6 protein-coding genes are annotated in these 13,321 nt (G+C 66.0%); 3 read left to right on the top strand and 3 right to left on the bottom strand.

Annotated elements, in window-relative coordinates; translation table 11 throughout:
• Positions 1–82: 82 nt before the first annotated feature.
• Positions 83–3,238 carry an EAL domain-containing protein gene (locus tag CRO22_RS10390; RefSeq protein ID WP_176518613.1) on the top strand — a complete coding sequence of 1,052 codons (3,156 nt, stop codon included), beginning with the start codon at positions 83–85 and terminating at the stop codon, positions 3,236–3,238.
• A 75-nt stretch (positions 3,239–3,313) separates the two neighbouring features.
• On the opposite strand, the gene CRO22_RS10385 is transcribed toward CRO22_RS10390, so the two are convergent.
• From CRO22_RS10385 to CRO22_RS10375, 3 genes are read right to left on the bottom strand one after another with little or no spacing between them, the layout of a single operon-like run.
• A complete protein-coding gene (locus tag CRO22_RS10385; protein WP_097070076.1) occupies positions 3,314–6,454 on the bottom strand; it encodes an efflux RND transporter permease subunit in 3,141 nt (1,046 codons plus the stop codon).
• 1 nt (position 6,455) lies between these two features.
• The gene (locus tag CRO22_RS10380) at positions 6,456–7,607 is read right to left on the bottom strand and encodes an efflux RND transporter periplasmic adaptor subunit (protein ID WP_097070075.1); all 1,152 of its coding nucleotides are present in this window, start codon (positions 7,605–7,607) and stop codon (positions 6,456–6,458) included.
• Positions 7,608–7,660: 53 nt separating this feature from the next.
• Positions 7,661–9,007, bottom strand: a complete 1,347-nt coding sequence (locus tag CRO22_RS10375; protein WP_245860942.1) for an efflux transporter outer membrane subunit — start codon at positions 9,005–9,007, stop codon at positions 7,661–7,663.
• 284 nt (positions 9,008–9,291) lie between these two features.
• Between CRO22_RS10375 and CRO22_RS10370 the strand changes: the two genes are divergently transcribed.
• Positions 9,292–9,903 carry a TetR family transcriptional regulator gene (locus CRO22_RS10370; RefSeq protein WP_217991890.1) on the top strand — a complete coding sequence of 204 codons (612 nt, stop codon included), beginning with the start codon at positions 9,292–9,294 and terminating at the stop codon, positions 9,901–9,903.
• Positions 9,904–10,739: 836 nt separating this feature from the next.
• A complete protein-coding gene (locus tag CRO22_RS10365; protein ID WP_097070072.1) occupies positions 10,740–13,292 on the top strand; it encodes a M10 family metallopeptidase in 2,553 nt (850 codons plus the stop codon).
• The last annotated feature ends 29 nt before the right edge of the window (positions 13,293–13,321 follow it).

Below are 13,321 nucleotides of genomic sequence, written 5' to 3'. Positions count from 1 at the left end.
AGAATTGCGCGTGTTAACCTTTCATTAGTCATCACAGCAGAAAATGAGTTCGGCAGGGGAACTGACCGGAAAGGGTCGGAGAGTGCAGGACCTTCGAGACGCTGGCATCACGGACGAGCCCGGACATGACGCGCCCCTCGCGCTGGCGGCGAAGCCAAGGCCGATCCCCGAACGCGAGGTGGTGCTGCCCGAGGTGGAAGCGCTCTGGCGTGCGGTGAGCACCCCTGCCGAGATCGGGCACTGGTATTACGAGATCGCGACCCGGCGGATGTGGGCCACGGAGAGCTACTTCAGCTTGCTCGGTTTTGAGCCGGGCGAAGTCACGCTTGATCTGGCGTGGTTGCGCGCGCGGCTCCATCCTGAGGACCGTGCCGCCACCATCGCCGCGATGGAAGCGCTGCTTGATGACCGCAGCGCACGTTTCGAGATCGACTACCGGCTCGCCTGCAAGGATGGCCGCTGGAAGTGGTTCCATGCCTGCGGTCGCAAACTGCGTCCGAGCGAAAGCCAGCCCGGACGACTGATTTGCGGCAGCCTGACCGATATTGACGCCAGAATGAGTGCCGAGGTGCGGCTTGCGCAGGCGCTGGCCGAGGTCGAGGAGGCGCGGATGCGCGCCGAAGAAGGCGAGGCGCTTTTGCGCACTTCCGCCAGCGCCGGGCGGATCGCGCATTGGCGGCTCGTATGCGGCGACGCCCCGGGCTGGGCGCCCGATGACGCCTATCACCTGCTCGGATACGAGCCGGGCGAAGTGCCCGCCACGCTCAAGGGGCTGCGCGCGCTGATCCATCCCGAGGATCTTCCGGCGACGATGTTCGACATGGCCGAGGTGATCGAGGGCCGTGCCACGGTATTTCAACGCGAGCACCGTCTGCGCCATCATGACGGCAGCTACCACTGGTACCGCACCGTCGGACGCCGGATCGAACGGGACGCCCTCGGTCTCGCGCCGCTTCTGACCGGCGCACATATCGACATCGACGAGCTCAAACGCAGCGAAAGCCGCACCGCCGAGATGGCTCAGGCGCTCCAGATCGCGCATGACACGATCGACGCGGTGGCACAAAACAGCCCCGGCGCGCTGTTTGAATTCCGCTGGGGCGGCAGCCGTCCGATCTTTGCGTTTTTCACCCGGCAGATGGCGCGGCTTCTGGGGGTCGATGCCGCCGATCTGCGCGCCAGCTCCGATACCTATTTCCGCTATGTGCCGCCCGAGGATGCCGCCGAGGTGCGCGCCGCCTATGCGCGTTCCTGCGTGGCGCTCGAACGGGTGGAGTTCCGCCACAGGGTCGAGCATCCGACCAAGGGCCGGATCTGGCTGCATGTCGATGCCAACCCGGTCGCGCGCGCCGATGGCTCGGTGGCATGGTTCGGCAAAATCATGGACATCACCGCGCCGCTCGAGATGGAACATCGCGCCGCCTCCGCCGCTGCCGAGGTCGCCGCCGCCCATGCCCAGCTCTCGACAATCTCGAACCTCGTGCAGGTCGGGCTGTTCGAATGGCGCCAGTTCCCCGACGGGCACTCTGCCTTCGCCTATGCGAACGATCATCTGTGCGACATGATCGGCGTGGCGCGCACGCGCATCGATCGGCTGACGAACGGTTTTGTCGATCTTCTCCCGGCCAGGGAACGGGCCGCCTGCATTGCCCGGCGCGAAGCCTGCGCGAAAACGCTTTCGGTCTGGCAGATGCGGATGCGGCTGTCCCATCCGCGCCGCGGCCCGGTCTGGCTCGCCGGGTCCGCCACGCCACGGATCGAGGCCGATGGCACGCTGGTCTGGACCGGGGCGCTGCATGACATCACCAATGACGTGCGCCGCGAGGAAGAACTGCAACAGGCGCATCGCCTCTCCGAGGAGATGCGCGCCGAGAACGAACGCCAGGCGCTCCACGACGGGCTGACCGGTCTGCCGAACCGGCGCTATTACGACCGTTTCGTAAAGGAGCTGCAGATGCGGGCGCGCCATGCGGTCGGCCCCGGCGGCGCGCTGATCCGGCTCGATCTTGATCATTTCAAACATATCAACGACACGCTGGGCCATCCGGCGGGCGATGCGGTGCTGCGGCATGTGGCCGAAGTGCTGCGCGCGCATCTGCGCCCCGGCGATCTGGCCGCGCGGATCGGTGGCGACGAATTCTCGCTGGTGCTGGCGCCGGAGGAAGCTGGCGGAGACCTGCGCGCCGCCGCGCGCAGCCGCGCCGAGGCGATCCGCACCCGCATTGCCGTGCCCTTCGAGATCGACGGCCGGCCGCTGCGGCTTACGGCGAGCTTCGGCATCGCCTATGCCGCCGATCTCACTGGAACCGAGGACGATCTGCAGATCTGGGCCGATGCCGCGCTCTACCGTGCCAAGGAAAGCGGGCGGAACCGGATCGAGGTGTTCACCGGCACGGTCGCCGCCGAGATCCGCTCGGCCTGGCAACTCTCGGTCGCCTTCCGCGCCGCGCTTGAGAATGATGAATTCGTGCCCTTCTTCCAGCCCCAGATCTGTGCCCGCACCGGCAACCTCGTGGGCGTGGAGGCGCTGGTGCGCTGGCGCCATCCGACGCTCGGGCTCTTGCGGCCGGGTCAGTTCATGCCGGTGGCCGAGCAACTGCGCCTCGTGCCCGAACTCGACCGGATCGTGATGCAGAAATCCGCCCCGGTGCTGGAGCGCTGGCGCGAAAAAGGGCTGATCGTGCCGCGCATCAGCTTCAACGTCAGTTCCGGCCATCTGCACGATCCTGAGGTGCTCTGCGCCGCGCAACGGATGGCCGGGGGCGAGACGCGGGTGGCCTTCGAACTCGTCGAATCCATCCTCGTCGAAGAGGAAAGCGAGACCTTCCGGCGCCATCTCGAAGCGATCCGCGCCCTTGGTATCGACATCGAGATCGACGATTTCGGCTCGGGGCATGCGTCGATTCTCGGGCTGATGCAGATCGCGCCCACCGCCTTGAAGATCGACCGCCGGATCGTTGCCCCGATTGTCGAGGATCCCGGGGCGCGGCGGATGGTGAAGATGATCGTCGATCTGGCCACCTCGCAGAATGTACGCACGGTGGCAGAGGGGGTGGAGACCGCCGAACAGGCGCGGCTTCTGCGCGAGATGGGCTGCGATGTATTGCAGGGCTTTCTTTATGCCGAACCGCTCGACGAGGCGGAACTGCCACGGCATCTGCGCGCGATGGTGTGGTATCACGATCCGCTCGAGGAGCCCGCGCCCGCGGCGGACCCTGCCGCGCGCCGCAGCGCTTGAGCCCGCGCACCGCAACGGAAACGGGGCAGCCCCGAAGGACTGCCCCGCTCCACGGGCGAAGGGTGACGGCCCCCCTCAGCCCGCGGGTTTTGCCTCCGGCTTCGCCGCGCCGCGCCGGGCAAAGAGCGCATTGATCAGGCGGAAGAAGAGCGGCACGTAGAAGATCGCGAGCCCGGTCCCCGAGAGCGTGCCGAAGAGCACGGTATAACCGATCGCCTCGCGCGCGCCCGCGCCCGCACCGGTGGAGAGCACCAGCGGCACCACGCCGAGCGTGAAGGCGAGCGAGGTCATCAGGATCGGGCGGAACCGCAGCTTGGCCGCGGCCACCGCCGCCTCGGTCGCGCTTTCGCCCAGCGTGCGCATCCGGTCGCGGGCAAATTCGACGATCATGATGCCGTTCTTGCCGGTGAGGCCGACCACGGTGAGCAGGCCCACCTGGAAATAGACCCCGTTCGCCTGCCCGCCAAGCCAGGCCCCGACAAGTCCGCCGATGATGCCGACAGGCATCGCGACGATCACCGCGATCGGGATGATCCAGCTTTCATAAAGCGCGGCGAGGCAGAGGAACACCGCGGCCAGCGAGAGCGCATAAAGCACCATCGCACCATTGCCCGCCTCCTTTTCCTCAAGCGAGAGGCCGGTCCATTGCAGTGCGAAGCCGGGCGGAAGCTGTGCGGCGAGCCGCTCCATCTCCCGCATCGCCTCCCCCGAGGAGATCCCCGGTTTCGGCGAGCCCTGGATCTGCATCGCGGGCAGCGCGTCGTAGCGGGTGATCTGCTGCGGGCCGAACACCCAGTTTTCGGTCGCGAAGGTCGAAAGCGAGACGAAATCGCCATTCTGGTTCGGCACCCGCCACAGCGCGAAATCGGCCGGAGAGGTGCGCGCCCAGGGCTCGCCCTGCACATAGACCCGCTTCACCCGGCCCTCGTAGAGGAAGTCGTTCACATAGGAGGACGACCAGATCGTGTTGAGGAAAGCCCCCACATCCGCTGCGGTGAGGCCAACGGCGCCGGCCCGCGCCCAGTCGATATCGAGGCGGAACTGCGCCGCATCCTCGACGCCATTAGGACGCACCGCCATCAGGAGCGGGCTCTGGCTTGCCATGCCCAGAAGCTGGTTGCGTGCGGCCAGAAGCTCGTCATGGGTCTGGCCGGTGCGTGCCTGCAGATAGGCGGTGAAGCCATTCGAGTTGCCGAGTTCAAGGACCGGCGGCGGCACGATCGGGATCACCACCGCCTCCTTGATGCCCCCCATAAGCGGGCCGAAGGCGCGCCCGGCAATCGCTGCGGCGCTGTCTTGCGGATCGGGCCGCTCAGACCAGTCTTTCAGACGCACGAACATCATCGCCATGTTCTGCCCCTGCCCCGCGAAGGAGAAGCCGACCACCGCGAACACCGCCTCGACATTGTCATGCTCGGCGTTGAGGTAATATTGCTCGACCTGCTCGACCACTTTTTTCGTCTGGGCCGCCGTCGTGCCCGACGGCGTCTGGATCAGCGTCATCAACACGCCCTGATCCTCATCGGGCAGGAACGAGGTCGGCGTGCGGTGATAAAGCGCCACCATCGCCGCCACGAGGCAGGCATAAAGCACAACCCCCTTGAACGGATTGGCCACCACCCAGCGGGTGAGCCCGCCATAGCCGTTCGTCACCCGGGTAAAGCGGCGCTCGAACCGGTCGCCGAACCAGTTGGCGATGCCGCCCTTGGCCTCGGCATGGGGCTTGAGCACGGTGGCGCAGAGCGCGGGCGTGAAGATCAGCGCCACCATCACCGAAAGCGCCATCGCCGAAACGATGGTGACGGAGAACTGCTTGTAGATCTCCCCGGTCGAGCCGCCGAAAAAGGCCATCGGCACGAACACCGCCGAAAGCACCATCGCAATGCCCACGAGCGCGCCCGAGATCTCGTCCATCGACTTGCGCGTGGCCTCGCGCGGAGAAAGATGCTCCTCTCCCATGATCCGCTCGACGTTTTCGACCACCACGATCGCGTCATCGACCAGAAGCCCGATCGCCAGCACCATGGCCAGCATCGTCAGCGTGTTGATGGTGAAACCAAAGGCCGCCATGATCCCGAAAGTGCCCAGCAGCACCACCGGCACTGCGAGCGTGGGAATGAGCGTGGCGCGGATGTTGTGCAGGAACAGCAGCATCACCAGCACCACGAGCACGATCGCCTCGAAGAGCGTGCGCACCACCTCTTCGATCGAGAGCGTCACGAAAGGCGTGGTGTCATAGGGGATCACATATTGCATGCCCGACGGGAAGAACGGCGCCAGCTCGTCGAGCCGGTCCTTCACCCGCGCCGCCGTGTCGAGCGCGTTCGCGCCCGAGGCCAGCTGGATCGCCATCCCCGCCGAAGGGCTGCCGTTGTAATAGCCGTTCACCTCATAAGTCTCAGCGCCAAGTTCCACGCGCGCCACGTCGCGCAAAAGCACGAGCCCGCCATCGGTATCGGCACGCAAAACGATGCGCTCGAAATCCTCGGGCGTGGTGAGCAGCGATTGCGCCGTGATGGTGGCGTTGAGCAGTTGGCCGTCGGGCGCGGGCAGCGCGCCAAAGGCGCCCGCCGAGATCTGCGCGTTCTGCCCCTGCACGGCGGCAATCACCGTGTCAGGCCCCATGTCATAAGCCTTGAGCTTGTGCGGATCGAGCCAGATCCGCATCGCATGTTCGGAGCCGAACACACGCACTGTGCCCACGCCCTCGAGCCGCGAGAAGCTCTCGGCCATCGAGGCGCTCATGTAGTCGGAAAGCTCCACGCTCGAGCGCGAATGGTCGGGTGAAATGAGCGAGACCACCATCAGGAAGCCGGTGGTGGATTTCGCTACCGTCACCCCCTGCCGGGTCACCGCCTCGGGCAGGCTCGCCTCAGCCTGGGCGAGCTTGTTTTGCACCTGCACCTGCGCGATGTCCGGGTCGGTGCCCAACTCGAAGGTGAGCGTGATCGTGGCGCGCCCAGTCGAGGTGGTGTCAGAGGTGATGTAGCGCAGCCCGTCAAGGCCGGTCATCTGCTTTTCGACCACCTGCACCACGGTATCGGTGACGGTTTCGGCGGAGGCGCCCGGATAGGTCGCCTGGATCACCACCGAGGGCGAGGCGATGGACGGGTATTGCGACACCGGCAGACGCAGGATCGCGAGCACGCCGACGCCCATCACGACCAACGCCAGAACCCAGGCGAAGATCGGACGGTCGATGAAGAAACGCGACATGTTATTGCCCTTCCGCTTGCGGCGCGGCCCCCGCCGCGGGGGCGGGCGTATCGGGCACCACCGTCACCGGCGCGCCCGGCCCGGTTTTCTGGAAGCCCGAGGTGATCACCTGATCGCCTTCGTTGAGCCCGGAGGTGACGATCCAGTCATTGCCCGAGGCGCGGCCGATCTCAATCGGGCGCTTGGCGACCTTGCCCTCCTCGACGAGCCAGACATAGGCATCGCCGTTGCGCTCGCGCATCACCACGTTTTGCGGCAGCGCAAAGGCGCCCGGCGCTTTCGCCTGCGGCAGGTCCACCTCCACATACATGCCCGGCAGCAGCACGTGATCGGGGTTCGGGAAGGTCATGCGCAACGTCACCATGCCGGTTGTGGGCTCGACGCGCGGCTCCGCCGCCTCAAGCCGCCCGCTGTGCGGGAAGATCGAACCATCGGCGAGCACGAGATGCGCCTCGCCGGTCGCGCGCATCGCCCGCCCTTCGGGGGTAGTGGTGAAATGCATCATGTCGGTGGCCGATTGCGTGACATCGACATGGATCGGATCAAGCACGCGGATCGTGGCCAGTGCGGTGGTCTGCTGCGCGGCGACCAGCGCGCCGGTGGTAGCCTGGGTGAGGCCGATCACGCCGCCGATAGGGGCACGGATCGTGGTGCGATCGAGCTCGATCGTGGCGCTCATCAGTTGCGCCTCGGCGGCTTGCAGTGCGGCATCGGCGGCTTCACGCGTCGCCACCGCGGAATCGCGGTTCTGCGCCGAGCCTGCATTCGAGCCGAAGAGTTCGATGGCGCGTTTTTCCTCAAGCGCGGCGAGGTCGCGGTTCGCCTTCGCCTGCGCCACCGCGGCGCGCGCGGCCGCCACCGCGGCGCGATAGGGCTCATCCTCGATCTGGTAGAGCGGCGCATCCTTCGCGACATCGGCGCCCTCGTCGAAGAGCCGTTCGCTCAGGATCCCCGAAACCTGCGGGCGCACTTCCGCCTCGGTCGAGGCCTTGATCCGGCCCGGCAGCCGCGCCGTCAGCACGATATCGTGCGCATGGGCGCTCATCACGGTGACGGGCGCAGGCCCGCCGGGGCCCTGCTGGGCCTCGGCGGAAAGCGGAACGAGAGGAATGAGCGACAGGCACAGAAGCCCGAGCGGGAGAGAAAGACGCATGGGAAGGGTCCGGAACTGGAAAGGATCGGAAGGGATCTGGAGAGCGGGAGCGCTCAGTTCAGGCCGCCGGCGGCGGCGCTCAGGGTGATGAAATCGTCGGCGCGCTGCGCCTGGGCCGCGGCAAGGCTCTGCTGGGCGGAGAGCGCCGAACGCTCGGCATCGAGAACCTCCATGAAATCGCCCTCGCCAAGGCTGTAATTGGCGCGCGCGAGTTCCACGGTCTCGGCGCTGGTCTCGACGAGATGCGTCTGCGCGGCGATATTGCGGGCATCACGGTTGTAGGCGGCCAGCGCGCTCTCGACCTCGTCGATCGCGACCAGCACCGCCGCCTCCCAGGCCAGTTTCGCTTGCACCGCCCGGGCTTCGGCACCGCGGAGGTTTGCACGATTCGCGCCCCCGGTAAAGATCGGCAGATCAAGCGCGGGGCCGACCGTCCAGGCGGTGATCGAGCCGCCACGGCGGATATGGGCGGGCGTGACCGTGCCCGAAAGACTGATCGAGGGATAAAAGGCCGCCTGTGCCACGCCGATCTCGAACACCGACGCGGCATAGCTGCGCTCTGCCAGCGCCACATCGGGGCGCGCACGCAGCACATCCGCGGGCACACCGACCGAGGCCCTGTAGCGGGGCGCGGGCTGGGGCGCACCGCGCTCGAGCCGCGGGCGCAACTCCGACACCCGCTGCGCGGTGAGCGTGGCGAGGCTGATCAACGCCTGATCGAAGCCGGTCTCAAAGCCCGGAAGCTGCGCCTCGCCCTCGGCCACGAGCTGCTCGGCCTGCAAAAGCTCCAGCCGCCCCGCGGTGCCGCTTTGCACCTGCACGCGGGTCAGCTCCAGGCTCTTGCGCCGGCTCTCAAGCGAGCGCCGCGTGAGCGCGATCGAGGCCTGCTGATAGCGCAGCTCGACATAGGCGCGCGCGATCGCCTCCTGCATCACCAGCCGCGCCGCTGCAACGGAGAGATCGGCCGCCTCAAGCCGCGCCGCCGCCGCCGCACGGGCATTGCGGTTCGCGCCGAAAAGATCGAAAAGCCAGGAGACTGAAAGCCCCGCCTGGCTCGTGGTGGTTACCCCCGCCCGCCCGGTGGAATCGCCCCGGATCAGTCCGGCAGAACCCGAAAGCTGCGGTTGATCGGCGGCGCCCGTGCTCATCAGCGTCGCGCGCGCCTCCTCGACGGCAGCCACGGCCTGCAACACATCAAGATTGCGCGCCTCGCCTGCGGCGATCAGCGCATCGAGCTGCGGCTCCTGGAACGCGCGCCACCAGCCCTCGCCCGCCCGGGCCCGCCGTGCCGGTGCCGCGCCCTCGAAGCGGCCGGGCGCATCCGCCGCGGGGGCGCGATAGTCGACCGCCGCGCAACCCGCCAGCGCCAATGCCGCCCCGGAGAGGGCAGAGCCCGCCAAGAAGGCGCGCCGCGATAGCGGCCGCCCCGTCTGCCCGTCCTGCATATGTGATTCCCGTCATGGAGCCTGTTGCGTTGCACCGGGTTTACTTACATTCATGTATGGATGTAAAGAGGGATCCGCGCCGCCCTGTCGCAGCAAGACCCGCTGCGGCCATGCAGCACCATGGCACCGGAGCGGAGCGGGCACGCCGGGCTTGACCCGGACGTGCCGGAGGAGACACTGGACACGTAGCCCCGGCGGTTCTCGCGGGGGGCATGCGGAACATGCGGGGGCGAAAGCGGGTGAGACGCAGCAAGGCGGAAGCCGAACAGACACGCGAGAAAATTCTCGATGCGGCGGCAAGGCTCTTTTGTGTGCGCGGAATCGCGCAAACGACGCTGGAGCAGATCGCCCGCGAAGCTGGCGCTACACGTGGTGCGTTCTACTGGTATTTCAAAGACAAGACTGATGTTCTGAACGCGATCTACGAGCGCTACAAGCCGCCGCCGCTCGACCAGATCGAAGCCGCCGCGGCCGCCGGTCCGATCGAGGATCCGTTCGGCATCATGGCGGCAACCGGCCTCGAATTTCTGGCCATGGTCGAGAATGACCCGATCCAGCAGCGGTTGCATCTGATCCTGATCAGCGGCCAGCCGGGCGACGAGACCGCACCCTGGCGGGAGCGCCACAACGGCCATGTTTACGGCGTTCTCGTGCAACTGATGACCCAGGCACGCACGGCGGGGCAACTTGCCCCGGATCTGACGCCGGAACAGGCGGCGGTCTCGCAGATGGCGATGATCAACGGGCTGATCGGCGAATGGCACCGCTCGGGCCAGGCGTTCGGGCTCGCCGCGGCGGGGGAAAAGCTTCTGCCGCGCTTTCTGGTCGCGCTGCGCTGCAGGGCGAGTTGACCCCTCTCCCGCCGGACCGCGAAAACTCTCTTTTCCGCTTTTAATAATAATTTGAAGCTGCATAATATTATGGAAGAGAGCCCTCCCAAAAAGATCCCCACAGCAATACGCCCAATTAAATTCTGCCCGTATTTACAGACACAGTGCCTTGAGAATTATAATCACGACCGGGCGAAAAATCATGGAAAGACTGACATATGCTGCACGAATTTTCATGCCAAGTCCTTGAAATCCGGCTGATCCGCCATTGGGCGGCGCAGAAACGGTGATCCCGAGAAATTGAAGGGGCGGAAGAGAGGGCAAACCCGCGACAAAATCACGGTGACTATCCGCAACAAATACAACCCAGGGGCGATTTCAACGCGGAACAAACCCGGAACACATTTCCCGGCACACCGAAATCCGACCAAGATTTACCCTCCAGCGAAGGAACTCCGACCTATTTTGACGGACTTTTTCCAAGATTGCAGGGGCCATGCTCTCGCTGGGCAAAGGGCCCGCGGGCAGGGCCGCGCTCTCGCCCCCGGCGCATCTGCCCTCCCCTGAGTCCGGCGCGCCGTTTGCCTCGGCTCGATGCGTCATCGCACCGCCCGGCTCCGCTTTGCTAAAATTTTCGCGGCTCATTTTATACCCTCCACGACCGGGGCATAATATGAAAATTTGCGCCGAATATTTTATTGCCAGATCAATACAAGGCGCGTAACCTTATTTCCAGAGACTGGCGCCACCGACAATCGGACGCCTTATTTTCTGTTTCCTCTCATCGTGTTCCGGCCTCCGCCGGGTGCCCTTCCTGAAGGCAGAACGCCTCTTGTCTTGTGCTCAGGAGACCGGCCATGCCTCTTCCGATCTACACTGCCGAGCAGGCAACCTGGCAGCTCACCCAGGGCTACTGGGGCGGGCATCGTGCCGCCTGGGAGATCACCGGCACGCACAGCGTGCGCTATTCGGTCGCCGCCAGCCTCAGCGCGGAGGAGAAGGCTTTGATCGCCGCCGCGTTTCATGAATGGAGCGAGGTCACCGGCATCACCTTCGTTGAGACCGCGGGGACCGGCCAGATCCGGTTCCAGAACACCGGATCGGGCGCCTATACCTCGGTCATCTGGAGCGGAGAGGTGCTGGCAGCGGCCACAGTGACCATCGGTGCCGCATGGACGACGAAATACGGCAGTTCCATCGGCAGTTACGGCTATCAGACCTATCTGCATGAAATCGGCCATGCGCTCGGGCTCGGCCATACCGGCGATTACGATGGCTCCGCCAGCTTCGCCCAGGACGCGCTTTACGCCAACGACAGCTGGCAGACTTCGGTGATGTCCTATTTCACGCAGGCGCAGAACCCGAACACCAACGCCTCCTATGCCTATGTGCTCACCCCCATGAGCTTCGACATCGCCGCGGTGCGCAGCCTCTACGGCACGCATGCCAGCCACGCAGGCGACACCACCTACGGCCTGGGCTCCACCGCGGGCGGCGCGCTCGACTACCTTGGCGCGACAACGATCAACCGCTCCGTCTCCTTCACCCTAGTCGACAGCTCCGGCACCGATACAGTCGATTTTGCCAACCGCACAGATGCCGCGCGCATCGACCTGACCCCGGGCGCGATCTCCGACGTTTTTGGGCGCATCGGCAACATGATCATTTCCGCCGATACGCTGATCGAAAATCTTCGCACCGGCGCGGGCAACGACACGCTCACCGGGAATGACGCGGCCAATGCGATCGATGCGGGCGCCGGCAATGACCATGTGTCGGGGGGTGCGGGCGACGACCGGCTCACCGGTGGCGCGGGCAATGACACGCTGACCGGGGGCACCGGGGCCGACACTTTCCTCTTCAGCGCCGGCTTCGGCACCGACGAGATTACCGATTTCAGCAGTGACGATCGTATCGACCTGTCACAGATCTCCGCGCTGACGAGCTGGAGCGCCGTCACCGCGCTGATGGCACAATCGAGCCTCGGTGTGACACTCGCGACGGCAGAGGGCGCGCTCCTGATCACTGGCGCCACCCTCGTGGGGCTCGAGGCGTCCCAGTTCGTGCTGGTCAGCGGGCCGGGCGCCGCCAAGGACGCCCCCGCGGCCCTCACCACACCCGCCGTCGGCCCGGGCAGCAACGACAACCGGAAGATCACCGGTAGCTCCGGCGCCGACAGCATCACGGGCGGCAGCGGGGATGACACGATATCTGCCGGCGCGGGGGATGACAGCGTCATCGGCGGCACCGGCACCGACAAGATCCGGCTTGGCGACGGCAACGATCATTTTATCGACAGCCCCGCGAACGAGGTTGATGTGGTGTGGGGCGGCGCGGGAGACGATGTGCTGGAGAGCCTTGGCGGCCGTGACCGGCTGAATGGCGGTGACGGCAACGACAGCCTCGTCGCAAGCGACGACGGTTCAAATCTGAATGGCGGGCGGGGCGACGACACGATGACCGGCGGCGCGGGCACCGATCTGGTGTTCGATGCGGGCGGGCACGATCTCGTCGCACTCGGCGCCGGAAACGACCGCTACAGAGGCACGGGCGATGCCATCGGCACGGGCGACACGGTGACTGGCGGCGCGGGCAATGACACGATCCAGACCTCGGCGGGCGATGATCTCGTTTATGGCGACGAAGGGAGCGACAAGATCTCGACCGGCGCGGGCGATGACACCGCAAGCGGTGGCGCGGGCGATGATGACATCACTCTGGGCGATGGCAACGACTGGTTCACCGATACGCTCGATGCGGGCAACGACCGGGTGCGCGGCGGCGCAGGCGACGAGGTGCTCACCAGCCTCGGCGGGCATGACACGCTCGACGGCGGCGCTGGCAACGACCGGCTGACCGCGTCGCATGCTGGCTGCAACCTCTATGCCGGGGCGGGCGACGACACGATCACCGGCGGCGACAGCGGCGATTACACCACCGATGGCGGCGGCAACGATCTGGTTTCGCTCGGCGCGGGCGACGACCGTTACATTGTCAGCGGGGACACAGCCGCGAATGCCGATACGGTCCACGGCGGCTCGGGCAATGACCGTGTGCTTGCGGGCAACGGCAACGATCAGATCTGGGGCGATGCAGGGGATGATTTCATCGCCGCGCGCGCGGGCGCCGACACGATCATCGGCGGCACCGGCAATGACACGCTCTGGGGCGGCGGTGGCGCAGATACTTTCGTCTTCCTTGCGGGCGACGGGGCTGACTTGATCCGCGACTTCCACGCAGGCTCCGATGTGATCGACCTGAGCGGCATCGCCGGACTTGCGAGCTGGGCCGATCTGGGGGGGCATCTGTCGCAGCAGGGCACGAATGCCGTGCTGAGCTTCGAGGATCTGACGATCACGCTCTTCCATGTCATGGCTGGCACGCTCGACAGTCAGGATTTCCTGTTCTGAACGCGCAAAAGCAACGCCGCCCGGCAAAA

Origin of the sequence: Rhodobacter maris (assembly GCF_900217815.1) — a bacterium.
GTDB lineage: Bacteria > Pseudomonadota > Alphaproteobacteria > Rhodobacterales > Rhodobacteraceae > Rhodobacter > Rhodobacter maris.
Note: the sequence above shows the minus strand (reverse complement) of the source record. Positions and strands in the feature narration are given on the sequence as shown.

Bases quoted from the DNA above. Each gene is read 5' to 3' on its own strand.
- CRO22_RS10385 (WP_097070076.1), bottom strand. From the start codon at position 6,454: ATGTCGCGTTTCTTCATCGACCGTCCGATCTTCGCCTGGGTTCTGGCG.
- CRO22_RS10380 (WP_097070075.1), bottom strand. From the start codon at position 7,607: ATGCGTCTTTCTCTCCCGCTCGGGCTTCTGTGCCTGTCGCTCATTCCT.
- CRO22_RS10365 (WP_097070072.1), top strand. From the start codon at position 10,740: ATGCCTCTTCCGATCTACACTGCCGAGCAGGCAACCTGGCAGCTCACC.